The 23961-nt window shown below is 67.4% G+C and carries 21 protein-coding genes; 9 read left to right on the forward strand and 12 right to left on the reverse strand.

Annotated elements, in window-relative coordinates; genetic code table 11:
• Window positions 1-223 precede the first annotated feature (223 nt).
• From nudC to ACUTAG_RS28975, 3 genes are all read left to right on the forward strand, one after another.
• A complete protein-coding gene (nudC, locus tag ACUTAG_RS28965; protein ID WP_006388201.1) occupies window positions 224-994 on the forward strand; it encodes an NAD(+) diphosphatase in 771 nt (256 codons plus the stop codon).
• Window positions 995-1152: 158 nt separating this feature from the next.
• Window positions 1153-1662: a winged helix DNA-binding protein gene (locus ACUTAG_RS28970; protein WP_006388202.1), complete on the forward strand. Its 510-nt coding sequence runs from the start codon at window positions 1153-1155 to the stop codon at window positions 1660-1662.
• An 86-nt stretch (window positions 1663-1748) separates the two neighbouring features.
• Entirely contained in the window at window positions 1749-5372 is a 3624-nt protein-coding gene (locus ACUTAG_RS28975; protein ID WP_148319345.1) for a hydantoinase B/oxoprolinase family protein, read from the forward strand.
• Window positions 5373-5402: 30 nt separating this feature from the next.
• On the opposite strand, the gene ACUTAG_RS28980 is transcribed toward ACUTAG_RS28975, so the two are convergent.
• Window positions 5403-6464 (reverse strand): C45 family autoproteolytic acyltransferase/hydolase, encoded by a 1062-nt coding sequence (locus tag ACUTAG_RS28980; RefSeq protein ID WP_148319347.1) that lies wholly within the window; start codon window positions 6462-6464, stop codon window positions 5403-5405.
• Between the two features lie 165 nt (window positions 6465-6629).
• Here ACUTAG_RS28980 and glnH point away from each other — a divergent pair, with 165 nt between their 5' ends.
• From glnH to glnQ, 3 genes are all read left to right on the forward strand, one after another.
• Window positions 6630-7382: a glutamine ABC transporter substrate-binding protein GlnH gene (gene glnH / locus ACUTAG_RS28985; RefSeq protein WP_006388205.1), complete on the forward strand. Its 753-nt coding sequence runs from the start codon at window positions 6630-6632 to the stop codon at window positions 7380-7382.
• A gap of 167 nt (window positions 7383-7549) precedes the next feature.
• Window positions 7550-8206: a glutamine ABC transporter permease GlnP gene (glnP, locus tag ACUTAG_RS28990; RefSeq protein ID WP_035360348.1), complete on the forward strand. Its 657-nt coding sequence runs from the start codon at window positions 7550-7552 to the stop codon at window positions 8204-8206.
• The gene (gene glnQ, locus ACUTAG_RS28995; protein WP_148319349.1) at window positions 8203-8931 is read left to right on the forward strand and encodes a glutamine ABC transporter ATP-binding protein GlnQ; all 729 of its coding nucleotides are present in this window, start codon (window positions 8203-8205) and stop codon (window positions 8929-8931) included. Before glnP ends, glnQ begins: the two co-directional genes overlap by 4 nt.
• Window positions 8932-9065: 134 nt before the next feature.
• On the opposite strand, the gene ACUTAG_RS29000 is transcribed toward glnQ, so the two are convergent.
• From ACUTAG_RS29000 to ACUTAG_RS29020, 5 genes are all read right to left on the reverse strand, one after another.
• The gene (locus ACUTAG_RS29000) at window positions 9066-11360 is read right to left on the reverse strand and encodes a RelA/SpoT family protein (RefSeq protein WP_006388210.1); all 2295 of its coding nucleotides are present in this window, start codon (window positions 11358-11360) and stop codon (window positions 9066-9068) included.
• A gap of 22 nt (window positions 11361-11382) precedes the next feature.
• Window positions 11383-11586, reverse strand: coding sequence for a DNA-directed RNA polymerase subunit omega (gene rpoZ / locus ACUTAG_RS29005; protein ID WP_006219679.1), 204 nt, complete (start codon window positions 11584-11586; stop codon window positions 11383-11385).
• A gap of 46 nt (window positions 11587-11632) precedes the next feature.
• Window positions 11633-12265 (reverse strand): guanylate kinase, encoded by a 633-nt coding sequence (gmk, locus tag ACUTAG_RS29010; RefSeq protein ID WP_020927510.1) that lies wholly within the window; start codon window positions 12263-12265, stop codon window positions 11633-11635.
• A gap of 180 nt (window positions 12266-12445) precedes the next feature.
• Window positions 12446-13366 (reverse strand): c-type cytochrome, encoded by a 921-nt coding sequence (locus tag ACUTAG_RS29015; RefSeq protein WP_026383536.1) that lies wholly within the window; start codon window positions 13364-13366, stop codon window positions 12446-12448.
• 5 nt (window positions 13367-13371) lie between these two features.
• Complete coding sequence (locus tag ACUTAG_RS29020; RefSeq protein ID WP_054444909.1) at window positions 13372-14097, reverse strand: c-type cytochrome; 726 nt, start codon at window positions 14095-14097, stop codon at window positions 13372-13374.
• A gap of 277 nt (window positions 14098-14374) precedes the next feature.
• Here ACUTAG_RS29020 and ACUTAG_RS29025 point away from each other — a divergent pair, with 277 nt between their 5' ends.
• Window positions 14375-15145 (forward strand): SDR family oxidoreductase, encoded by a 771-nt coding sequence (locus tag ACUTAG_RS29025; protein ID WP_006388214.1) that lies wholly within the window; start codon window positions 14375-14377, stop codon window positions 15143-15145.
• A gap of 107 nt (window positions 15146-15252) precedes the next feature.
• Here ACUTAG_RS29025 and ACUTAG_RS29030 read toward each other — a convergent pair whose 3' ends face one another.
• The 3 genes from ACUTAG_RS29030 to ACUTAG_RS29040 form a co-directional block, all read right to left on the reverse strand.
• Window positions 15253-15846, reverse strand: a complete 594-nt coding sequence (locus ACUTAG_RS29030) for a C40 family peptidase (protein ID WP_006388218.1) — start codon at window positions 15844-15846, stop codon at window positions 15253-15255.
• Window positions 15847-16057: 211 nt separating this feature from the next.
• A complete protein-coding gene (locus ACUTAG_RS29035; RefSeq protein ID WP_148319351.1) occupies window positions 16058-18148 on the reverse strand; it encodes a TonB-dependent receptor in 2091 nt (696 codons plus the stop codon).
• 59 nt (window positions 18149-18207) lie between these two features.
• The gene (locus tag ACUTAG_RS29040; protein ID WP_233639364.1) at window positions 18208-18504 is read right to left on the reverse strand and encodes a hypothetical protein; all 297 of its coding nucleotides are present in this window, start codon (window positions 18502-18504) and stop codon (window positions 18208-18210) included.
• A 259-nt stretch (window positions 18505-18763) separates the two neighbouring features.
• Here ACUTAG_RS29040 and ACUTAG_RS29045 point away from each other — a divergent pair, with 259 nt between their 5' ends.
• Together ACUTAG_RS29045 and ACUTAG_RS29050 are read left to right on the forward strand one after the other, a co-directional pair.
• Window positions 18764-20263 carry an AMP nucleosidase gene (locus tag ACUTAG_RS29045; protein ID WP_006388221.1) on the forward strand — a complete coding sequence of 500 codons (1500 nt, stop codon included), beginning with the start codon at window positions 18764-18766 and terminating at the stop codon, window positions 20261-20263.
• 160 nt (window positions 20264-20423) lie between these two features.
• Window positions 20424-22007 carry an amino acid permease gene (locus tag ACUTAG_RS29050; protein ID WP_024068754.1) on the forward strand — a complete coding sequence of 528 codons (1584 nt, stop codon included), beginning with the start codon at window positions 20424-20426 and terminating at the stop codon, window positions 22005-22007.
• Window positions 22008-22103: 96 nt separating this feature from the next.
• Here ACUTAG_RS29050 and ACUTAG_RS29055 read toward each other — a convergent pair whose 3' ends face one another.
• The 3 genes from ACUTAG_RS29055 to ACUTAG_RS29065 form a co-directional block, all read right to left on the reverse strand.
• The gene (locus ACUTAG_RS29055; RefSeq protein ID WP_081105005.1) at window positions 22104-22388 is read right to left on the reverse strand and encodes a helix-turn-helix domain-containing protein; all 285 of its coding nucleotides are present in this window, start codon (window positions 22386-22388) and stop codon (window positions 22104-22106) included.
• Window positions 22385-22729, reverse strand: a complete 345-nt coding sequence (locus ACUTAG_RS29060) for a hypothetical protein (RefSeq protein WP_058664318.1) — start codon at window positions 22727-22729, stop codon at window positions 22385-22387. Before ACUTAG_RS29060 ends, ACUTAG_RS29055 begins: the two co-directional genes overlap by 4 nt.
• A gap of 292 nt (window positions 22730-23021) precedes the next feature.
• Window positions 23022-23951: a YicC/YloC family endoribonuclease gene (locus ACUTAG_RS29065; protein WP_006388223.1), complete on the reverse strand. Its 930-nt coding sequence runs from the start codon at window positions 23949-23951 to the stop codon at window positions 23022-23024.
• Between the last annotated feature and the right edge of the window lie 10 nt (window positions 23952-23961).

The following is a 23961-nucleotide window of genomic DNA, read 5'->3' on the forward strand; positions in this document are numbered from 1 at the left end:
AAAGCGCGCGGCGCGGCATGACGCATAGCTGAAAAGCCGTGCCATTCTATGTTGCCTCTTGGTCACAAAGTGCCTGCAAGCGCGTGTTTACGGGTAATTCCTAGGCCGCCGGGTCCGAAATACTTGATGATTGAAATAGTGTGCCCACGGGCCGGACGTTGTCTTGCGGCAGCGTCTTTTTCTTCTAAGATCTCGTCATCGCAGTCGTGTCGCAGAGGGTCGTGTGAATTTCGTTTTTCGTCGTGACGAGTTGCTGGTCGAGGAAGCCACCAGCGTGTTGCCGGACCTGGATGCCTGTGGGCGCGCCGGGCTTGGGGCCGACGCCCTGCAGCCGGTCTGGGCCACGCCGGATTCGCCGGCCCGCGCCGCGCATGTCGAACCGGGCATCGAAGCGCCGCACGGCTACGCCTTCAAGAAGCTGCGGTCCTTGTTCGGGGTGCTGGACGAGGAACGCATGGCGCTTGCCGGGCGCGCCTACCAGATCGCCGAATGGGCCCGCACCCATCGCTTCTGCGGCGCCTGCGGCACGCCCACCACGCGCGTCAGCGGCGAGTTCTGCCAGCGTTGCCCGGCCTGCGGCTTCTCGGCCTATCCGCGCATCTCGCCGGCCATGATGGTGCTGATCCGCAAGGGCGACAGTATCCTGCTGGCGCGCCACACCGCCAATGCCGCCGGGCGCTACACGGCCCTGGCCGGCTTTGTCGAGCCGGGCGAAAGCATCGAGCAGACGGTGCACCGCGAGGTGCTGGAAGAGGTCGGCCTGAGGGTCGGCAACCTGAAGTACTTCGGCAGCCAATCGTGGCCGTTCCCGCATTCGCTGATGGTGGCCTACACGGCCGAATACGTGTCGGGCGAGATCCGCGTGCAGGAAGACGAGATCGCCGACGCGCGCTGGTTCGGTCCGGGCGATCCGATGCCAGAGATCGCGGCGCGCATCTCCATTGCCGGTTCGCTGATCCGCGCGCACCTGCCGGCTGGCTGGGACGCGCCCTAGCAAGGCGCGGAGTGCCGCCCGCGCGCCTTAGGCGGGCATTCATCCTAGGGGTATTCCCTCGAATCGAGGGATTTTTTCCGTCCCTGTTTTGTTTTTTATTGATGAAATATAGATAAATTATTAGTATTTCGCGCAGATAAACTTGTTGCGCGGCCCTTATGACCTCCACGTTGATCGCCTCGTCGGCCCACCTGGCCGGCGGCAGCGCGCCGGACCTGTCCGAAGTCGAATTCGGCCTGATGATCGCCAGCCACGCCTTCGATCGCTGGACCGTGCGCTGCATGGCGGCGGCGGGCCTGCCCGACCTGACGCCCACCGACGTCATGGTGTTCCACCACGTGTTCCACCGCCAGCGCCCCAAGAAGCTGGCCGACATCTGCTTCACGCTGAATGTCGAGGACACGCACATCGTCAACTACGCGCTGAAAAAGCTCGACCGCCTGGGCGTGGTCAAGGGCGAGCGCGCCAGCAAGGAAGTGTTCTACAGCGTCACGCCCGAGGGCGCGGCCATCATCAAGCGCTACGGCGAAATCCGCGAGCAATGCCTGACCGCCGGCCTGGACGCGCCGGGCGGGGGAGGCCTGGAATTCAGCCGCCAGCTGGCGCACACGCTGCGCGCCCTGTCCGGCCTGTACGACCAGGCCGCGCGCGCCGCGACCTCCCTGTAAACCGATACGCGGGGCAGCGCCCCGTACCGCAACCCGCACGCCGCGGCCGGCAGCGCCGTGGCGGCTTCTTGTACCCGAGGATAGTTATGAAGTGGCAATTCTGGATTGATCGTGGGGGCACCTTCACCGACATCGTGGCGCGCCGCCCCGACGGCACCACCACCACCGCGAAGATGCTGTCGGAAAATCCCGAGCAGTACCGCGACGCGGCGGTGGCGGGCATCCGCAAGCTGCTGGGCATCGCGCCCGGCCAGCCGGTGCCGGCCGAGCAGGTCGAATGCGTCAAGATGGGCACCACGGTCGCCACCAACGCGCTGCTCGAGCGCAAGGGCGAACGCACGCTGCTGGTGACCACGCGCGGTTTCCGCGACGGCCTGCGCATTGCCTACCAGAACCGTCCGCGCCTGTTCGACCGCAATGTGCTGCTGCCGGAAATGCTCTACGAAGCCGTGGTCGAGGCCGACGAGCGCGTCGCCGCCGACGGCGAAGTGATCCGCGACCTGGACGAGGCCGCGCTGCGCCGTGACATGCAGGCGGCGTACGACAGCGGCATCCGCACCGTCGCCATCGTCTTCATGCACGCCTGGCACGCCACCGGCCACGAGCAGCGCGCCGCCCGCATCGCGCGCGAGATCGGCTTCACCCAGGTGTCGGCCTCGCACGAGGTCAGCCCGCTGATCAAGTACGTCTCGCGCGGCGACACCACCGTGGTCGACGCCTACCTGTCGCCCATCCTCAAGCGCTATGTCGACCAGGTGGCCGGCGAACTGCCCGGCATCCGCCTGATGTTCATGCAATCGAGCGGCGGCCTGACCGACGCGCACCGCTTCCGCGGCAAGGACGCCATCCTGTCCGGCCCGGCCGGCGGCATCGTCGGCATGGTGCGCACCAGCGAGCAGGCCGGTTTCGACAAGATCATCGGCTTCGACATGGGCGGCACCTCCACCGACGTGTCGCACTACGCCGGCGAATTCGAGCGCGAGTTCGAGACCCTGGTGGCCGGCGTGCGCATGCGCGCGCCCATGATGAGCATCCACACGGTCGCGGCCGGCGGCGGTTCGATCCTGCATTTCGACGGCGCGCGCCTGCGCGTCGGCCCGGATTCGGCCGGCGCCAACCCCGGCCCCGCCTGCTACCGCCGCGGCGGGCCGCTGGCCGTGACCGACTGCAACGTGCTGCTCGGCAAGATTCAGCCCGATTTCTTCCCCAAGGTGTTCGGCCCCGACGCCAACGAAGCGCTGGATCGCGACGCCGTCGTGCAGCGCTTTGAGGCCATGGCCGACGAGGTCCGCGCCGCCACCGGCCGCGACATGACGCCGGAACAGCTGGCCGAAGGCTTCCTGGAAATCGCCGTCGGCAACATGGCCGAAGCCATCAAGCGCATCTCGGTGCAGCGCGGCCACGACGTCACCGAATACGCGCTGACCGTGTTCGGCGGCGCCGGCGGCCAGCACGCCTGCCTGGTGGCCGACGCGCTCGGCATGACCACGGTCTTCGCGCACCCGCTGGGCGGCGTGCTGTCGGCCTACGGCATGGGCCTGGCCGACCAGACCGACATGCGCCAGAAGACCGTCGAAAAGACGCTCGACGCCGCGCTGATGACCGAGCTGCAAGGCGAACTGGACGCGCTGGCCGAGCAGGCCGTGGGCGAACTGCGCCGCCAGCATGTGGCCGACAGCGACATCCAGGTGCAGCGCCGCCTGCACCTGAAGTACCGCGGCACCGACACCGCGCTCGAAGTGCCGTATTCGGACCTGGACCAGGCCCGCAAGGACTTCGAGGCGGCCTATCGCCAGCGCTATTCCTTCCTCATGCCCAACCGCGAGCTGGTGGTGGAGACCATCTCGGTGGAAGCCACCGGCGGCGGCGAGCGCGTCACCGAGACGCCCGCTTCGCGCAGCCGCGACGGCGCGCTGGCGCCGCGCCGCGCCGTGCGCATGTACAGCGGCGGCGCCTGGCGCGACACGCCGTTGTACGTGCGTGAAGACATGGCCGGCGGCGACGTGGTGGCGGGCCCCGCCATCATCTCCGAGCCGAACCAGACCACCGTGGTCGAGCCCGGCTGGCAGGCCGAGCTGACGCAACAGGACCACTTCGTGATCCGCCGCGTCGAGGCCCGCCCCGAGCGCCGCGCTATCGGCACCCAGGCCGACCCGGTGATGCTGGAGGTGTTCAACAATCTGTTCATGTCGATCGCCGAGCAGATGGGCTACCGCCTGCAGAACACGGCGTATTCGGTCAACATCAAGGAACGCCTGGACTTTTCCTGCGCCATTTTCGACGCCCAGGCGCGCCTGATCGCCAACGCGCCGCACATGCCGGTGCACCTGGGCTCCATGGGCGAGTCGGTGCGCACCGTCATGAACGCCAACGCCGGCCGCATGCAGCCGGGCGACGCCTACGTGGTCAACGACCCGTACCACGGCGGCACCCACCTGCCGGACGTCACGGTGATCACGCCGGTGTTCGACCGCAAGGGCAGCGAGATCCTGTTCTACGTCGGCTCGCGCGGCCACCATGCCGACATCGGCGGCACCACGCCGGGCTCGATGCCGCCGGATTCGAAGACGGTCGAAGACGAAGGCGTGCTGTTCACCAACTTCCAGCTGGTCAAGGGCGGCGAGTTCCGCGAACAGGCCGCGCGCGACATCCTCGGTTCCGGCCGCTGGCCGGCGCGCAATCCGGACCAGAACATCGCCGACATGCACGCGCAGATCGCCGCCAACGAAAAGGGCGTGCAGGAACTGCTGCGCATGTGCGATCACTTCGGCCTGGACGTGGTGCGCGCCTACATGGGCCACGTGCAGGACAACGCCGAAGAGGCGGTGCGCCGCGTGATCTCGGTGCTCAAGGACGGCAGCTACGAGTATCCGCTGGACAACGGCGCGGTCATCCGCGTCGCGGTGCGGGTGGACAACCAGGCGCGCAGCGCCGTGGTCGACTTCACCGGCACCTCGGACCAGCTGGACAACAACTTCAACGCCCCGGGTGCCATCGCCGTGGCCGCGGTGCTGTACGTGTTCCGCACCCTGGTCAACGACGACATCCCGCTGAACGACGGCTGCCTGGTGCCGCTGTCGATCATCCTGCCGGAAGGCTCGATGCTGCGCCCGAACCCGCCGGCCTCGGTGGTGGCGGGCAACGTCGAAACGTCCATGTGCATCGTCAACGCGCTGTACGGCGCGCTCGGCGTGCTGGCCGCCAGCCAGGGCACCATGAACAACTTCACCTTCGGCAACGCGCGTCACCAGTACTACGAGACCATCTCGGGCGGCACCGGCGCCGGTCCCGTGCGCATCGATGCCGCCGGTCCCCACGACGAAGGCTTCCCGGGCACTTCGGTGGTGCAGGCGCACATGACCAACTCGCGCCTCACCGACCCCGAAGTGCTGGAGTTCCGCTTCCCGGTGCGGCTGGAGTCGTACGAGATCCGCCACGGTTCGGGCGGGGCGGGGCGCTATCCGGGCGGCAACGGCGGCGTGCGCCGCATCCGCTTCCTGGAAGACATGACCGCCGCGATCCTGTCCAACAACCGCCGCTATGCGCCGTTCGGCCTGGCCGGCGGCGAGCCGGGCGCGATGGGCCGCAACTATGTCGAAAGGCTGGACGGCACGGTCGAGGAACTCGGTCCGCAGGATAGCGCCCAGTTGCATCCGGGCGACGTGTTCGTGGTGGAAACGCCGGGAGGCGGGGGCTACGGCGCGGCGTAAGCGCCGCCCACCATCGGCGTCCGAGTCCGTTCAGGCGGGATCGGGCGCCGCGTCGTCCGGATCGTTCATCACATCCAGCACAATGTCCGCCTTGGCCTTGCGGTCATAGACCCGCAGCGTCACCTCGCCATCGCCGATTTCGAAGATCGCGGTGGCGAGCGTGTTTTCGCCGTCCGGGTCCTTGGGATCGGTGCGCAGGATCGGCAGTTCGCCCTCGGTGTCATGCAGCGCCGTCAGCAGGTCGGCGCCGACGGTGGCGGGGGACCAGGTGTCGACGATGCCCTCGATGCGGCGCTGGCGCTCGCGCGACGAGTCGGTGATGATCTGCGATTGCCCCCGGCTGGCCTGATGCACCATGTGGTTGGCGTGGCCATACCGGGTGCCGATCTCCTGCGCTGACGCGGCGCCCGGCGTCGCCTCGACGCTGAAGATGCGGGCGTCGGCCGCCGACCCCAGCGTATGGTGAAAGCCCCCCGCGCGCGGCGCGTCGCGCAGCAGCGCCACGGCCTCGTCCAGCGTGGCGCAGTCGAGCACGGCGCGCGCCAGCAGCATGCGCGGCAGGCCGCGCTGGCGCAGGCGCGTGCGCAGGTTGTTGATGGTCTGCACCAGGCCGGCGCGATTGGCCCCGAAGGTATGGCCGGGCAGGGATCCCGGGTAATAGAAGCTCAGGTAGCCGGGCGCGTCGTCCAGCGCCACGTCGACCAGATGGCAGCGGCCGTACAGGAACGGATCGCCGTCCTCGTTGTGGCCGATCCAGCGGGTGCCATCGGCCGCCTTCAGCGCCACCGAGGTGCAGCCGTCGCCGCTGCCGCTACTGTGCAGCAGGTCGCCCCGGCAGTTCCACAGCAATACGTCCGCCAGCGGCATCCCCAGCCCCTCGGCCAGCCCCTCCAGTTCGTCCCACACGGCGGGCAGGGCGCGCCGGGCCTGTTCGCCCAGTTCGTCCAGGTACGGATGGCCGCGCCAGGGGCGCAGGGCCTTCCAGGTGGCGCTCTGGTCCAGGTAGGTCGCCATCAGCGGGCGGGCCAGTTTGCCGAGGGCCACGCCGACCTGGCGCCGGTTGCCGGCGATGCGTACATACTTGTAGGGCATGGGGATTCTCCGGGGTGTCATGCGGATTGTAATTTTTCTAAGCTCTCTGCGGTGGGGACGGATGCGTTAACATGCGCCGTAAGTTGCTCCGGCGATCCCGGCGTGGCCCGCGCATCATGTTCCAACTGCAACCCCGGGCGCTATCAGCCCCAAGAGGAGAGTTTCATGATTAAACGTAAAGTCGCCGCCGCCTTGGTCGGCCTGTCCATGGCCATGTTCGGCGCCGCCTCCGGCGCCTACGCCCAAGGCAAGGAATTGGTGGTGGCCACCGACACGGCGTTCGTGCCGTTCGAGTTCAAGCAGGGCAACACCTACACCGGCTTCGACGTGGACCTGTGGGCGGCCATCGCCAAGGAACTGAACGTCAAGTACAAGCTGCAGCCGATGGACTTCAACGGCATCATCCCCGGCCTGCAGACCAAGAACATCGACGTGGCGCTGGCCGGCATCACCATCCGCGATGACCGCAAGAAGGTGATCGACTTCTCCGATCCCTACTACGAAAGCGGCCTGGCCATCCTGGTCGGCGAAAAGAACACCGACATCAAGGACGCCAAGTCGCTGGCCGGCAAGACCGTCGCGGTCAAGACCGGCACGGCCACCGTGGACTTCCTGAAGGCCCAGGTGCCGGACGCCAAGCTCAAGCTGTTCCCCAACATCGACAACGCCTACCTGGAACTGGCCACCGGCCGGGTCGATGCCGCCGTGCACGACACGCCCAACGTCCAGTACTACGCCAACACGGCTGGCAAGGGCCGCGTCAAGGTGGTCGGCTCGGTCAAGAGCGGCGACTTCTACGGCATCGCCTTCCCCAAGGGCAGCGAACTGGTGCCGCAGGTCAACAAGGCCCTGGCCACGCTCAAGTCCAACGGCCAGTACGACGCCATCTACGAGAAGTGGTTCGGCAAGAAGCCCTGAGCTTTTCTGCCGGATTGATGTTGCATTTCGGGGCCGCCCGGCAGTCTGGGGCCCCGGCGCTTCGCTCCGGCGGCGCCGGGCCCGGGACGGGGCGGCCCCGAGTCGCGTGCGTCGCCGGGCGTTCCGCCATGATGCGGCGCGCGAGGCGCGCCATTGAGGGGTAATTCGTGGATTTTGACTGGAATGTAGTGATGGATGCGCTGCCCAACCTGTGGGTGGGCACGCAGATGACCATCAAGATCACCTTTTGGGGCCTGTTCGGCGGCTTTCTGCTGGGCGCGCTCTCCGGCGTGACGCGGGCCTACGGGCATCCGATACTGTCGGGCATCGCCCAGGTGTATGTCGCGGTGATCCGCGGCACGCCGATCGTGGTGCAGGTGATGTTCATTTATTTCGCCTTGCCGCTCTTGGCGAACATCCGGGTGGACGCCGAGTGGGCGGCCATCGTCACGCTCATCATCAATTCAGGCGCCTATATTTCCGAGATCGTGCGCGGTTCGCTGCTGTCGGTCCACAAGGGGCTGAAGGAAGCCGGGCAGGCGATGGGCCTGCCGTTTCACAAGATCCTGTTCCACATCATCGGGCCGGTGGCGTTCCGCCGCATGATTCCGCCGCTGGGCAACCAGTGCATCATCAGCCTGAAGGATTCGTCGCTGTTCATCGTGATCGGCGTCGCGGAACTGACCCGTCAGGGCCAGGAGATCATGGCCAGCAACTTCCGCGCGGTCGAGATCTGGTCGGCCATTGCCATCGTCTACCTGATCCTGACGGGCACGATGGCGCTGATCCTGCACCTGGTGGAAAAAAGGATGCGCATACTATGAGCATGGTTGAATTTCATGACGTCACCAAGACGTTCGGCGCGTCCACGGTGCTGGACGGCATCTCGCTCAACATCGACGCGGGCGAGGTGGTCGTGGTGGTGGGGCCGTCCGGCTCCGGCAAGTCCACTTTCCTGCGCTGCATCAACGTGCTCGAAACGATCAACGGCGGCGACCTGCTGGTCGACGGCCTGAGCGTGCATGGCGGGGCCGCCCAGGTGCGCGAGATCCGGCGCGAGGCCGGCATGGTGTTCCAGCAGTTCAATCTGTTCCCGCAGATGACCGCGCTGCAGAACGTCATGTTCGGGCCGATCCACACGCGCGGCCAGGGCCGCGACGAGGCGCGCGAACTGGCCGAGCAGCTGCTGGGCAAGGTCGGGCTGGCCGAGCGCATGAACCACTACCCATCCGAGCTGTCCGGCGGCCAGCAGCAGCGCGTGGCGATCGCCCGCGCGTTGGCGATCAAGCCCAAGCTGATGCTGTTCGACGAGCCGACCTCGGCGCTCGATCCGGAACTGCGCCACGAGGTGCTGAAGGTGATGCGCGACCTGGCCGAGGAGGGCATGACCATGGTGGTGGTCACGCACGAAATGGAGTTCGCGCGCAAGGTCGGCAGTCGCCTGATCTTCATCGACGCCGGCAAGATCGCCCATGACGGGCCGCCGGCCGAGCTGCTGGACAATCCGCCCAGCCAGCGCCTGAAGGACTTCCTGCAACACGTGGCCTGAGCACGGATCGCCCCACGCTTCAAAGGCCGCAATGAGAGCGCCCCCAAGCGGGATGTCACGGATCCGGCTCCGCCGGTCCGTAGACATGCCCCCTTGAGGGGGAAGCGCGCAGCGCTTCGGGGGTGGGCTCCCCCCTAGCCCTTCACGCGCACGATCTTCTGCACTTGCGGCACGTGGCGGATGGCGCGGATCACCTGCGCCAGGTGCTTGCGGCTGTCCACCTGGATGGTCAGGTGCAGCGACACCGTCGAGACCGCGTCATCGTGCATGGTCACATGCATGATGTTGGCGTCGGCCGCCGTGACTTCCGCGGCCAGCCGGCCCAGCACGCCGCGCTCGTTGCGGGTGACGATGTCCAGGCGCGTGGCCAGGTGCTTGGCGGTGTGGGCGTCCCAGGCGACGTTGATCCAGCGTTCCGGTTCGCGCAGGCGCTGGCGCATGGCCACCGGGCAGTCGGCGGTGTGCACCACCAGGCCATGGCCCATGCGCATGCCGGCGATGATCGGGTCGCCGGGCAGTGGGCCGCAGCACGGCGCCAACTGCACCGCCTGGCCTTCGTTGCCCTGGATCAGGATCGGGGCGCTGCGCGCCGAGGTCAGCTCGTCCACCGCCGCGGCGGTGGTGGCCACCAGCTGGTGTTCGGGCGCGAAGCGGCGCGCCACGACGGCGGCCAGGCGCTTGCCCAGGCCGATGTCGGCCAGGATTTCCTCGCGTGAGCTGGCGCCGGTGCTGCGCGCCAGCTTCTGCCAGGCCGGGTCGTCGGTGGCCGGCAGCGGCATGTGCAATTCCTGCAGGGCCTGGCCCAGCAGGCGCTCGCCGAAGGCCACCGATTCCTCGTACTTGACGGTGCGCAGGTAGTGGCGGATTTCCGAACGGGCGCGGCCGGTGCGCACGTAATTGAGCCATTGCGCGTTCGGGCGCGAAGCGGGGGAGGTGACGATCTCCACCGTGTCGCCGCTGTTCAGTTCCGTGCGCAGTGGCACGAACTCGCCGTTGACCTTGGCCGCCACCGCCTGGTTGCCGATGTCGGTATGGATGGCGTAGGCGAAATCCACCGGCGTCGCGCCGCGCGGCAGCGAGATGATCTTGCCGCGCGGGGTGAAGACGTAGACGGCGTCCGGGAACAGGTCGACCTTGACGTGTTCGAGGAACTCGCCCGAATCGCCGGTCTGGCTCTGGATGTCCAGCAGCGATTGCAGCCACTGGTGGGTACGCTTCTGCAGGTCGTTGAGCGTCAGGTCGGCGCCCTTGTACAGCCAGTGCGAGGCCACGCCTTCTTCGGCCACGTGATGCATGTCGCGGGTGCGGAACTGGAATTCCACCGGGGTGCCGTAGGGGCCCACCAGCGTCGTGTGCAGCGACTGGTAGCCGTTGACCTTGGGGATCGCGATGTAGTCCTTGAACTTGCCGGGCACCGGCCGGTACAGCTGGTGCAGCGTGCCCAGTGCCAGGTAGCACTCGGGCAGCGTGTGGACGATGACGCGGAAACCATAGATGTCGAGCACGTCCGAGAACGACTTCTTCTGGTCGACCATCTTGCGGTAGATGCCGAACAGCGTCTTCTCGCGGCCGGTGACTTCGGCCTCGATGCCGGCGGCGGGCAGCGCGGCACGGACCGAGTCGGCGATCTTGCCGATCACCTCGCGGCGGTTGCCGCGCGCGGCCAGCACGGCCTTGTACAACACCTGGTAGCGGTTCGGGTACATGGCCGCGAAGCACAGGTCCTGCAGTTCGCGGAACAGCAGGTTCAGGCCCAGCCGGTGGGCGATGGGCGCATAGATGTCCAGCGTTTCGCGGGCGATGCGGCGGCGCTTCTCGGGGTTGACCGCGTCCAGCGTGCGCATGTTGTGCAGGCGGTCGGCCAGCTTGATGAGGATGACGCGCACGTCGCGCGCCATCGCCAGCAGCATCTTGCGGAAACTTTCGGCCTGCTGCTCGGCCTTGGTGGCGAAGTCCAGGCGGTCCAGCTTGGACAGGCCATCGACCAGCTCGGCGACTTCCGGACCGAACTTCTCGGCCAGCTCGTGCTTGGCGATGCCCTGGTCTTCCATCACGTCGTGCAGCAGGGCGGCGGACAACGCATTCGCGTCGAGCTTCCAGCCCGCGCAGATTTCCGTGACGGCGATGGGGTGCGAGATGTAGGGCGAACCGCTGGCGCGGAACTGGCCCAGGTGCGCCTGGTCGGCGAAGCGATAGGCTTCGCGCACGCGTTCTACATCTTTCTTGTCGAGATAGCTGCCGATGATTTCGGTCAGCGGCGCCAGCGAGGCGACCGGCGAGGCGGTCGCATCCGCCGCTTCTTGCGCGGCGACGGAGGGTGGCGTGGGGGAATTCTTGTCTTTCTTGCCCGTGCGGCGCCCGAGACGGGAGCCGGCACGTAGCGCGGCAAGCAGACCTGATGAAGCGTACTTCAGCCCGGGAAAAGCCATGCTTGCCGCCCCCCGGAAAAGATCAGGTGGGAACTTTACGCAGCATTTCCACGCCGGTGAGGCCGCCCGCGATTTCGCGCAGGGCAGTGACCGTGGGCTTGTCTTTGCTGTCCAGGCGCGGGGCATGGCCTTGCGCCAGCTCGCGGGCGCGGTAGGTGGCGGCCAGCGTGAGCTTGAAACGGTTGGGGATCTGGTTCAGACAGTCTTCGACGGTAATGCGAGCCATTAGGACACCTGGTGCTGATGGTGGATAGGGAGAATGCGGTTTCGTTTCAGTGCGCCGCCGGGATGCCGAGCTGCGCAAACAATTCGGCGTGGCGCACGGCCTGAGACGAAAAACGCAGCCGTGCGGCGCTGACGATTTGAGTCAGTTCCGACAAGGCCACGCTAAATTCTTGATTAATAATAACATATTCGCATTCAGGCGCGTGCGCGATTTCGCCGCCCGCGGCCATCAGCCGGCGCGCGATCACTTGCGGCGCATCCTGGCCGCGCGCCTTGAGCCGGCTTTCGAGTTCCTCGATCGAAGGCGGCAGCACGAAGATGCCGATCGCGCCGGGAAAGCGCTGGCGCACCTGGCGCGCGCCTTGCCAATCGATTTCCAGCAGCACGTCGCGGCCCTCGCGGGTGGCTTCGTCGATGCGATCGCGCGGCGTGCCGTAGAAATTGCCATGGACCTCGGCCCACTCCAGCAGGCGCTGCTCGTCGCGCAATTGCTTGAATTCGTCGATGCCGATGAAGCGGTATTCGCGGCCGTCTTCCTCGCCGGGACGCGGCGCGCGGGTGGTGCAGGAGACGGAGAGGAGAATGGACGGGTCTTGCTGCAGCAAGGCCTTGACCAGGCTGGACTTGCCGGCCCCGCTGGGGGCGACGACCATGAAGACATTGCCGGAAGTGGCGTGCATGAATGTGACGAGCGTGTGATGCCGAGACCCGAAGAATAGCAAATCGCGCAGCGCGGCAGGGGGAAAACCCTGCGCGCGTCGTCAATGCCAACCACCTGCGGATTGGGGGCGCGCGATGCGGCCCCGCAAGAAAGCGGCCCCGAACGGCGGCCCGTGGCGGGGCCGCCGCGCGGGAGCGGATCAGCGCGCCGCCGCCTGCGTCAGCTTGCCGCCCGGCGCGGGCGCGTCGCTGCCGAGCAGGTGGCCGTTCACCTCGATGCCGTAGAGCGAGTCGTCGGAGTCGTGGTACTTGGCGCGGGTCTTGGCCACCGATTCGGTGTAGCGCGGATCCTGGGGGCGTTCGTGGGCGTTCATGAAGTAGGCCACGTCCCACGCTTCCTGGTCGCTCAGCATGCCTGCCTGGCCCAGCGGCATGTTGGCCTTGATGAAGCCGGCGGCGTTGCCGATCTGGTGCATGCCGGCGCCCCAGTTGAAGGAATCCGGGCCCCACAGCGCGGGGAATACCCAGTGCTCGCCGTTCTTCTGTCCCTTGCCCTCGGCGCCGTGGCAGACGGCACAGTACTGGGCGTAGACCTCGCTGCCGCGCACGTAGTCGGCCTTCTGGGCCGGCTTGGGCAGCTTGAGGTAGCCCTGGCCCTTGAGCGCGACGCCGGTGGGCGCCTTGCTCGCCAGCCAGAACATATAGGTCTGCAAGGCGGTCAGCACCGGGTCGTCGGCCGCGGGCGGCTTGCCGTTCATGCTGAAGCGGAAACAGCCTTGCAGGCGCTCGGCCAGCGTGTTGACGTGGCCGTTCTTGGCGCGGTAGGCCGGATACAGCACGTAAGCCGCCCACATCGGCGCGGAATCGGGGCGGCGGCCCGCGTCCAGGTGGCAACTGGCGCAGTTCAGGTCGTTGCCGACGAATTTGCTGGCGTTCTGCGGCGTGTGCAGGAAGATCTGCTCGCCCTGGCGCACGATCTTGCCGAATTCGCTGTCGGGTAGCGACGCGGCGCTGGGCGGCGTGAAGTCGGGGCGCGCATCGGCGGCCACGGCCGCTCCGGTCGACAGCAACGCGCTGGTTGCCGCGGCGGCGAACAGAAGATGAGCGAGTCGGTGACGGATCGGGGTCATTGCTTGGCTCCCGCGGCGGTGTTGGCTTGCGCGGCAAGCAGGTCGGCGGCCTTGGGCAGGCCGGCGTAGTAGGCGGACACGGCGTCGATCTCGGCGTCGGTCAGGCGGGTGGCCACGGCTGGCATCAGGCCGAGCGGGCCGGGCGGACGCTGGCCCTGGCGCCAGGCGCGCAGTTGGCCCGCGATGTAGGCGGCGGGCTGGCCGGCCAGGCTGGGAAAGTTGGCGCCCACGCCGATGCCGCCCGGGCCGTGGCATTGATTGCAGGCTGGCACGTTCTTGTCCCAGGCGCCGCGCGTGGCCAGCCAGGCGCCGGTATCGTCGGGCTTGACCGGATGCCGGGCCGTGGCGGCCAATCGGTCGATGTTCAGCGGCGACGGCAGGCCGGCGTAATAGGCGGCCACCGCTTGCCGCTGCGCGGGGTCCAGCGCCTTGGCGGTGGCGGCCATCACCGGGCTCACACGCGAGCCGTTGGCCATGGCTTCGAGCTGTTCGGCGAGATAGGCGGCGCCCATGCCCGCCAGATGGGGGAAGCCGGCGGCGGGGTTGCCTTCGCCGTTGGCGCCGTGGCAGGTCATACAGGCCGGCGCGCCGTTGGCGCCCTGTGTGCTGATCTGGCGCCCATCGGGAGCGGCCTGCGCGGGACCGGGCAGCGCACCGAGCACGCCGGCGCCCAGGGCGAGCGCGCCCGCCCAACGGACGGTGGAAAAGGGCAGTAATGCCATGATCAAACTCCGAAATTTATTGGAATTTTGGTAATAAGTTAATTTCCAGAAATTATATGGAAATTTGTGACAGATCAAAGCCCGCCAGGGGTTTTGCGCGCGTTCAATTTGCAACAGCGATGGCGGCAATCGCGGCGGCGCTGCATCCGTTCGCCGGCTCGTTTCCTGATCCGTGCTTGTCCAGCCGCACTCGGCGCGTAGCGAATGGAACGTTCGCTTGCACCATCGCCAGAATGATTCGGGTAGCATTTCGCCGACAGATAACAAGGAGCATCCAATGCACACGAACGAGATCGACCCTCCCCGCGTTGCGCTGGTCACCGGCGCCGGCACCGGCATTGGCCGCGCGGTGGCGCTGGAATTCTTGGCGCAAGGCTATCGCGTGGTGCTGGCCGGCCGTCGGCGCGAGCCGCTCGAAGCCACGCGCACGGCGGCGGGCGAAGATGGTGTGCGGGCCCTGGTGGTTCCCACGGACGTGTCCGACGAACAGGCGGTGCGCGAGCTGTTCGACACCACCCAGCGCGAATACGGGCGCCTGGACGTGCTGTTCAATAACGCGGGCCGCGGCGCGCCGGCGATGCCGATCGAGGAACTGCCGGTGGCGCTCTGGCGCGAGGTGGTCGATACCAACCTGACCGGCATGTTCCTGTGCGCGCAGGCCGCGATCCGCGTGATGAAGGCGCAGACCCCGCAGGGCGGCCGCATCATCAACAATGGCTCGATCTCGGCGCACGCGCCGCGGCCGTTCTCGATCGCCTACACCGCCACCAAGCACGCGGTGACGGGCCTGACCAAGTCGATCTCGCTGGATTGCCGTCCGTACCACATTGCCTGCGGCCAGATCGATATCGGCAATGCCGCCACCGACATGACCGAACGCATGGCCGCCGGCATCCTGCAGGCCGATGGCAGCACCAAGGTCGAGCCGCGCATGGACGTGGCCCACGTCGCGCAGGCCGTCGCGGCCATGGCCCGCCTGCCGCTGGACGCCAATGTCCAGTTCATGACGATCATGGCGACCAACATGCCGTTCGTCGGGCGCGGCTGAACCGCGCCACCAATGAAAAAAGCGCCCGCGGGCGCTTTTTTATTTTTTATCGAGCCATTTCGTCGACAAGCGCATGGCGCGCAGCGCGGGGGCCCGTCCTTCGGGCTTTACTTCTGCGCCAGCATCTGGCCCTTGGCCGTATCGATGTAGCTGCGGGCGCCGAGGTAGCGCTTGGACCAGTACGGATTCTTCATTTCGTCCACGCGCACCTTGGCGCCGCGGCGCGGGGCGTGCACGAACTTGTCCTGGCCGATGTAGATGCCCACGTGCGACGTGATGCCGCGGCCCCGGGTGGCGAAGAACACCAGGTCGCCGGGCTTGAGCTGCTTCTTGTTGTTCACCGTGTCGCCCTGGGTGCGTTGCTGGCGCGCGGTGCGCGGCAGTTCCAGGCCGGCGATCTCACGGTAGACGTACAGCACCAGGCCGCTGCAGTCGAAGCCTTCGGCGGCATCGTCGCCGCCCCAGCTGTAGGGCGTGCCGATGGCGGCCAGGCCGGCCTGCACCACGCGTTCGCGCAGGGTCGGCACGGTGGGGTCCTGCGCCAGGCGCAGGCCGGACAGGGAGGCGCGGGCCTGCTCGGAGGGGATCGACGCCTGGGCGGCGCCGGGTAACCAGGAGAACGTCAGGGCCAGCAGGGGCGCTGACAGCAAAGCGGGAAGGCGGAAAAAGGCAAGGCGGGCTTTTCGCGTGGGCGGCGTCATTACGTCACTTCAAAAATCGGAGTGGGCGGCATGGCTTTGTCCACGGGGGACAAGCCGGCGGAAAGGGGCAGGGGAGGCTTGAGCTTCACAAACTGCCATCGCATTGTAATGGAATAAAGTTTCATTACATTTGTAGTGCAATGCAGCATCCTGGCGGGCCGCCCGTTACCTGATCCGGTCGGGGAAAGGTAACGGGCAACGGGCGCCAGGGTCAGAAGCTGCCGCGCAGGCCGACCATCACGGCGCGGCCGCCCTCGGGCGCGACGTCGCGCAGCACCGAGGTGGCGTAGCGGATGTCCTGGTTGGTCAGGTTGATGCCGCGCACGTAGGCCTGCCACTGCACCGCCGCGACCTTGAAGCGGTAGCGGGCGTTGGCGTCCAGGCTGTAGTAGCCGGCGGTGGCGGTGTCGTTGTCCGGACGGCTGTGCTGGGCGAAGGCCTTGGACACGCTCAAGCCGGCGCTGTACGGGCCGTAGCCGTAGTCCAGCGCCACGCGCAGGCGCAGCGGCGGAATGCGCGGCAGCGAGCGGCCGGTATCGCTGTTGCGCGCCACCGTGTAGTCGCCCGACAGGCCCAGGTCCAGCTTGTGGCCGCCCGATTGCAGCACGCGCGTGCTGCTTTCGGCCTCCACGCCGTACAGGCGCGCGGACACGCCCTGGTAGCGCGCCTCGGGCAGGGCCTCGTCGTCCCCGGCGGCCACCAGATCGCCGTCGTCGTCGCGGAAGCGGCCGGTGTTCATCTCGGCAAGGTAGTTGGAGAAGCGGCTGTAGAACACGCCCACGCTGGCGCTGTCGGCGTCCTTCTTGTAGCGCAGCGACAGGTCGCCGGACCAGGCGCGTTCCTTGGCCAGGTTCTGGTCGCCCACCAGGTATTGGCCGGTGGCGGCGTGCGGGCCGTTGGCGTACAGCTCATAGAAGGTGGGCGCGCGCTCGGTGTAGGCGGTGTTGGCGGCCACCGACCAGGCGCTGTCCAGCTTGTAGATGCCGCCCAGCGAGAAGCTGCCGGCGGTGAAGGTGCGGCGGTTGGAGCCGTCGAAGCGTTCGTTGCCGCCGCCGCCCGGGGTCAGGCGGGTATGGTCGGCGCGCGCGCCGGCGCTCAGCGTCAGGCGATCATTGATCTTCCATTCCTCCAGCGCGAACAGCGCGATGGCGTCGGTGTCGGTGGTGGGCACCAGCGCTTCCTCGCCCAGGGCCGAGAAGCGCGTCTGGCCCAGTTGCAGGCCGACCACGCCGTGCAGCGGGCCGATGTCGGCGTGGCGCGCCTCGATGCGGGCCTCGTAGCCGCGGTTCTTGAACAGGGTGCCGGTTTCGCCGTCCTCGATCTCCTTGTGCTGGTAGTCGGTGTAGGCGAAGTTCAGCTTGACGCTCGTGAACAGGCCTTCCAGGTCGCGCAGCTCGCTGGCGAAGCCGAAGCGTTCCTGGCGCATCCTGATGCGCACGTCCGGCTCGGCCACCGAACCGTAGTCGGAGTCGTAGCCGCTGTAGGACAGGCCGGCATAGCCGCGGTCGCCGGTCCAGGACATGCCGAGCGCGCCGCCGCTGGCCTGGCCGTCGCTGTTGGGCAGGGTGCCGCGCGGCTGGTCCCGGTCGGGGCCGTCGATCGCGCGTTGCCGCGAGGTGCGGGCGTAGCCGGGAATGCGCAGGTCGCCGGTCTTGCGGCTGAAGGCGTCGGCGTGGATGGCGAAGGTGCCGTCGCCGCCTTCGAGCTGGATCGCGCCGTTGCGGTCGTTGTTGGCGCCGCCGTAGCTGCCGGCGACGTCGCCGTGGATGCCGTCGATGGGCTCGGTGGGGATGCGGTTGTCGATGGTGTTGACCACGCCGCCGATGGCGCTGCCGCCATACAGCAGGGCGGCCGGCCCGCGCAGGATCTCGACGCGGTTGGTGGACAGCGGGTCCAGCGGCACGGCGTGGTCGAACGACAGCGACGAGGCGTCGAGCGAACCGACGCCGTTGTTCAGCAGGCGGATGCGGTCGCCGTCCATGCCGCGGATGATGGGGCGGCCCACCATCGGGCCATACGTGGTGGTCGATACGCCCGGCAGGCCGTTGAGCGTCTCGCCCAGGTTCGAGGCGCGTCGCAGGTCCAGGCCGGCGCCTTGCAGCACGGTCGACGGCGAGGCCAGCGCTTCGCTGCCCAGGGGGTTGGCGGTGATGATGACGGGCGACAGCGTGGCCGCGTCAGGCGTGTCGGCCTGGGCGCGGGCGGCCGGCGGCAAGGCGAGCAGGCAGGCGAGGGCGAGCGGGCTCAGGGAAAAGGCGCGCAGGGACGAACGCGTCCCCGCATGGGAAGCAGCAAAAGGCATGGTGGCAATCCTGGTTGCCGGCCGGCGGGCGGCGGCGGTTGAAATCGGGCGGGCGGGTGTCAGGCCGCGGCGGGCGGGGCGCGCGATTGGAACCAGGGCGTGGCGATGAGGGTGGTGCCGCTTGGCACCGGCGCGGACGCCGCGATGCGCGGCGCGCCGCAGGCGAATGCGGGAACGGAAGCCGGCAGCGTGGCGTCCAGCAGATCCCAGATATGACAGAGGTCGCAATGGCCCAGCTTGTCGGGGGTGTGCGCGTCGTCCTGGCTGGAAGCGGGACTCCCCGCCAGGTGCGACAGCGCGTGCCGCACGCCGCCCAGCGGTGACAGCAACAGGCAGGCGCACAGCCAACCCAGCACTGCCCATCGGGCAGGGCGCGCAGCGGGATGGAGGCGGGAAGCCGGCGGCATGGGCGGGGCGGAAAGGCGAAAAATCGGAATGATATATTGTTTCTTTGATTGTGGCGATGCGCGCCCGCGCATCCGGCCGCGCAACGCGGCCGAATATGACGCTTCATGTAGTCCTAGGCTCGGGCATAATCGTTGGCATCGGCCCTCCCGGCTTGATCGCCGCGAGCGGCCGCTGAAAGAAGACCATAAGAAAGCGGAGCCAAGCTCAATGATGAACGCAGTACACCCTTTGTCCTCGATGAACCGGCCCGAGGCGATTCCTTTCGAGCCCTACCATGACGCCGTGGCGGCGGTGGACCGGCTGGCCGAAATCTATGCGCGCAACACGGCCTTCCTGCGCGCGGCGTTCCGCGACGTCCTGAAGGGCTCCACCAGCGGCCGCGAGCGGGCCCGCGCCTATTACCCCGCCATCCGCATCCTGGTCGAGACCTACGACCCGATCGATACCCGCCTGTCATATGGCCACGTGGCCGAGCCCGGCATATACCAGACCACCATCACCCAGCCGACCCTGTTCCGCGACTACCTGATCGAGCAGGTCGGCCAGTTGCTGCAGAACCACCGCGTGGCGGTGGAAGTGGGCGAATCCGATTCGCCGATCCCGCTGCATTTCGCCTTCCCGGAAGGCGCCTACGTCGAAGGCGAGCACCTCGAGGCCCTCAAGCGCCCGCTGCGCGACCTGTTCGACGTGCCGGATCTGGCGGTGACGGACGATGCCATCGTCAACGGCTCCTGGCGCGGCAAGGAGGGCGAACCCAAGCCGCTGGCCCCGTTCACGGCGCAGCGGGTGGACTATTCGTTGCATCGCCTGCAGCACTACACCGCGACGGCGCCGGCGCATTTCCAGAATTTCGTGCTGTTCACCAATTACCAGTTCTACGTTGACGAGTTCTGCGCCCGCGCCCGCGCGCTGATGGCCAGCGGCAACGAGGACTACGAGATGCTGGTGGAGCCGGGCAACCGCATCACGCGGCGCGGCGAATCCGGCCCGGCCGACGAAGGCCAGGGCCAGCGCCTGCCGCAGATGCCGGCCTATCACCTGGTGCGCGGCGATCACTCCGGCATCACGCTGGTCAACATCGGCGTGGGGCCGTCCAACGCCAAGACCATCACCGACCACATCGCGGTGCTGCGCCCGCACGCCTGGCTGATGCTGGGCCACTGCGCCGGCCTGCGCGATTCGCAGCGCCTGGGCGATTACGTGCTGGCGCACGGCTACGTGCGCGAGGACCACGTCCTGGACGACGACCTGCCCACCTGGGTGCCGGTGCCGGCGCTGGCCGAAGTGCAGGTGGCCCTGGAGCAGGCGGTGGAAGAGGTGGCCGGCCTGTCCGGCTGGGACCTCAAGCGCATCATGCGCACGGGCACGGTGGCCACCATCGACAACCGCAACTGGGAATTGCGCGACCATGTCGAGCTGGTCGAGCGCTTCGCGCAGTCGCGCGCCATCGCGCTGGACATGGAGTCGGCCACCATCGCGGCCAACGGTTTTCGTTTCCGCGTGCCGTACGGCACGCTGCTGTGCGTGTCCGACAAGCCCCTGCATGGCGAGCTGAAATTGCCGGGCATGGCCAGCGCGTTCTACCGGCGCCAGGTCAACCAGCACCTGGAAATCGGCATCCGGGCGCTGGAGCGCCTGCGCGGCATGCCGCCCGAGCGGCTGCACTCGCGCAAGTTGCGCACCTTCATGGAAACGGCGTTCCAATAGCCCCGTAGCGGGCTTTCGCGGGCGGGGACGGATCCTCGCCGGCTCCCCCGCGGTTTCGACGGCCGGGGGGCAGTTGCGCTATGCTCGCGCGTTGCGTGGAAATCCACGGCGCCCGGGGGCACAATCCGCGGGGGCTTTTTTGCTCTGAAGGAACACGACTTTGGCATTGACGGAACACGACCAGCACCGCGCCGGCGGCAAGAAGGGGGCGGCAGAACCGTCCGAATTGCGCCGCGCCCTGTCGGCGCGCCACCTGACGATGATCGCGGTGGGCGGCTCCATCGGGACGGGGCTGTTCGTGGCCTCCGGCGCCACCATCGCCCAGGCCGGACCGGGCGGGGCGCTGCTGGGCTATGTGCTGATCGGCGTGATGGTCTATTTCCTCATGACCAGCCTGGGCGAGCTGGCCGCCGCCATGCCGGTGTCCGGGTCGTTCTCGACCTACGGTGCCCGTTACGTCGAGGACGGCTTCGGCTTCGCGCTGGGCTGGAACTACTGGTACAACTGGGCCGTCACGGTGGCGGTGGACCTGGTGGCCGCGCAGCTGGTGATGGCCTACTGGTTTCCCGACGTGCCGGGCGTGTACTGGAGCGCCTTGTTCCTGGCCATCACGTTCGGCCTGAACGCGTTGTCGGCGCGCGGCTTTGGCGAAGCCGAATTCTGGTTCGCGCTGATCAAGGTGATCGCGGTGCTGGCTTTCGTTGCCATGGGCGTGATGATGCTGCTGGGCATCATCCGCGGCGGCGAGGACGGCGGCGTGGCCAACTGGACCGTGGGCGACGCGCCGTTTGCCGGCGGTTTCGCGGCGCTGATCGGCGTGGCCATGGTGGTGGGCTTTTCGTTCCAGGGCACCGAACTCATCGGCATCGCCGCCGGCGAATCCAAGGATCCGGCGCGCAACCTGCCGCGCGCCGTGCGCCAGGTGTTCTGGCGCATCCTGCTGTTCTACGTGATGGCGATCCTGGTGATCGGCCTGCTGATCCCCTATACCGATCCGCACCTGCTGCGCAACGACGTCACCGACGTCAGCGTCAGCCCGTTCGCGTTGATCTTCGAGCGCGCCGGCCTGCTGGCGGCGGCCTCGATCATGAACGCGGTGGTGCTGACCTCGGTGCTGTCGGCCGGCAACTCCGGCATGTACGCCGCCACCCGCATGCTCTACAGCCTGGCGCGCGATGGCAAGGCGCCGCGCATCTTCGGCCGCGTGGCGCGCAACGGCGTGCCGCTGTGGGCGCTGCTGGCCACCACGGTGGTGGCGGCGCTCTGTTTCTTCTCGTTCATCTTCAGCCCCAAGGCGGTCTACATCTGGCTGCTGAACACGTCGGGCATGACCGGTTTCATCGCCTGGCTGGGCATTGCGATCAGCCACTACCGCTTCCGCCGCGGCTACGTCAAGCAGGGCCGCAACCTGGCCGACCTGCCTTACGTGTCGCCGTTCTTCCCGTTCGGCCCGATCTTCGCCTTCGTGCTGTGCCTGATCATCACGCTGGGCCAGAACTATCAGGCCTTCCTGGAGCACCGGATCGACTGGGGCGGGGTGGCGGCCACCTATATCGGCATCCCGCTGTTCCTGCTGATCTGGCTGGGCTACCGCCTGGTCAAGGGTTCGCGCTTCGTGAGCTACAAGGACATGACATTCCCGGACGCCCGGGCGCGCAGCGCCTACCTGGACTCGGCGCTGCGCGGCGAGCCGGCCACGGTCGGGCCGGAGACGGCGCCTGCGCCGGGCACTGGCGGGCGATGAAAGGTGGGATACCCCGTTGTCCTGGCGCCGATGAACGGAGCCGCGGCAGCGGGGCGCCGATAGCCAGCACGAGCAGAAGCACTACAAGCGTTCAGCTTATGTCAGTGCTTCCATCACCGCTTCGGGGTTTCTTTCAATCACGTTAAGCAATACCAGCGCCGGTCCTCGCGGAGAACGGTCGCCGCGTTCCCAGTGCCGCAACGTCGCAGTGGAAAAGCCGAATCGGGCGGCGAATTGCTCCTGGGTCATGCCCACTTTGGCTCGTACCGCTTTTACGTCGACTTGACGGGGGCGGTGCACGCGCACGCCCCGAGTATCGCCCTCGGCATGGGCGATCGCTTCGTGCAAGCCCTGCTTGATGTTGTTGAATGTGCTGCTCATGATTGCGCTCGCCTCTTCCAGATGTTCGTCAAGACGTCGACCAGGCTGACCAGATCATTGCGCTCGGCCTTGGTCAGATTGCCTTTGTCGCCTTTGGCGAAGAGCGTCAGCAGATACAAGGGCATGAGGTCATCATGGTAGTAGTAAACGACGCGCACGCCCGCGCTCTTGCCGTGGTCACCGCGGCGCCAGCGCAGTTTGCGTACGCCGCCCGTGCCTTCCATGATGTCTCCGGCTTTTGGATTCCCGGCCAGATAGTCGATAAGGTCCTGGCGTTCCTGCGCAGTCAGAAGCTTGTCGGCCAAGCGGATATAAGAGGGCAATTCGACAAGGCCGTGCATGACTTCGCGTGAGTCCTATCCTAATCCAATGGATTAGCTGATACAAGAGCAACTGGCATTGTATTGATAGGCAGCGGGTCGATTGGCGGGCCAGGGACCGATTCGTCATCTGTTCCTGGACGAGCGGGCAATGTCGATCCATGCCCGGGCGCATGCGGGCCGTTCGCTCAAACGACAAGCGGGTTCTATGTTCCCGAGGGGGCCATACTGGCTGTACGGCCCAGGGTGCGCCGCAAGACTTCAGTGCATGCGCCGCGATCGGCAATGCGGATGCGCGAGCCTTATCGACGCTTCACTCGATGTTCTGCGCCTGCTCGCGCATCTGCTCGATCAGCAGCTTCAGGTCCATGGCGGCGCGGGTGACTTCCATGCTGCCTGCCTTGGAACCCAGCGTATTGGCTTCGCGGTTCATTTCCTGGAACAGGAAGTCCAGGCGCTTGCCGGCGCTGCCGGCGTTCTTCTTGCCCGCGGCCTTGCCGCCGCCGTCGGTCAGCAGGTGGCGCAGTTCCTCCACGTGCGAACGCAGGCGCGACAGTTCCTCGGCAACGTCGATGCGCAGCGCGAACAGGTTGGCTTCCTGCGACAGGCGCTCGGACAGTTCGGCGCCCGAGATATGGGTGAAGCCGCCGGGGAAGGCGGATTCCACGCTTTCGCGCAGCTTGGCGGCGAGTTTGTCGCGGTGGTCGGCCAGCAACTGGGGCAGGTGGTTCTGCACCAGTTCGACGATGCCGGCCACGCCGTCGGCGCAATCGCGCATCATGCCGGCCAGGCGTTCGCCTTCGCGCGCGCGGCCTTCCTGCAGCTGCTTGAGCGCTTCCTGGGCGGCCTGCATGCAGGCCGCGCCCCACACTTGCGGGTCGAGCGCGTCATTGGCGCGCTGGCCGGGCCAGTTGAACAGTTCCACCAGGCGCGGCGCGGCGATGTCGGGCAGGATGCGGCGCGCGGCCTGCAGTTGTTCGGCCAGGCTTTCGAGCCAGGCCGGCTCCAGCTTGGACAGGTCGGTGCTGGCATTGCGCGTGTACGACACGCGGATCTCGACCTTGCCGCGCGCCAGTTGCGCCGTCAGCAGTTCGCGCAGCGGCGTCTCGACGTGGCGCAGCTCGTCGGGCAGGCGGAAATAGAGGTCTAGGAAGCGGCTGTTGACGCTGCGCAGTTCCAGCGCCAGCGTGCCTTGTTCCAGGTCTGCCCGGGCGTTGCCGAAGGCGGTCATGCTGCGAATCATGGTGTCGATA

This window comes from Achromobacter sp. CSND-B12, from assembly GCF_052906545.1.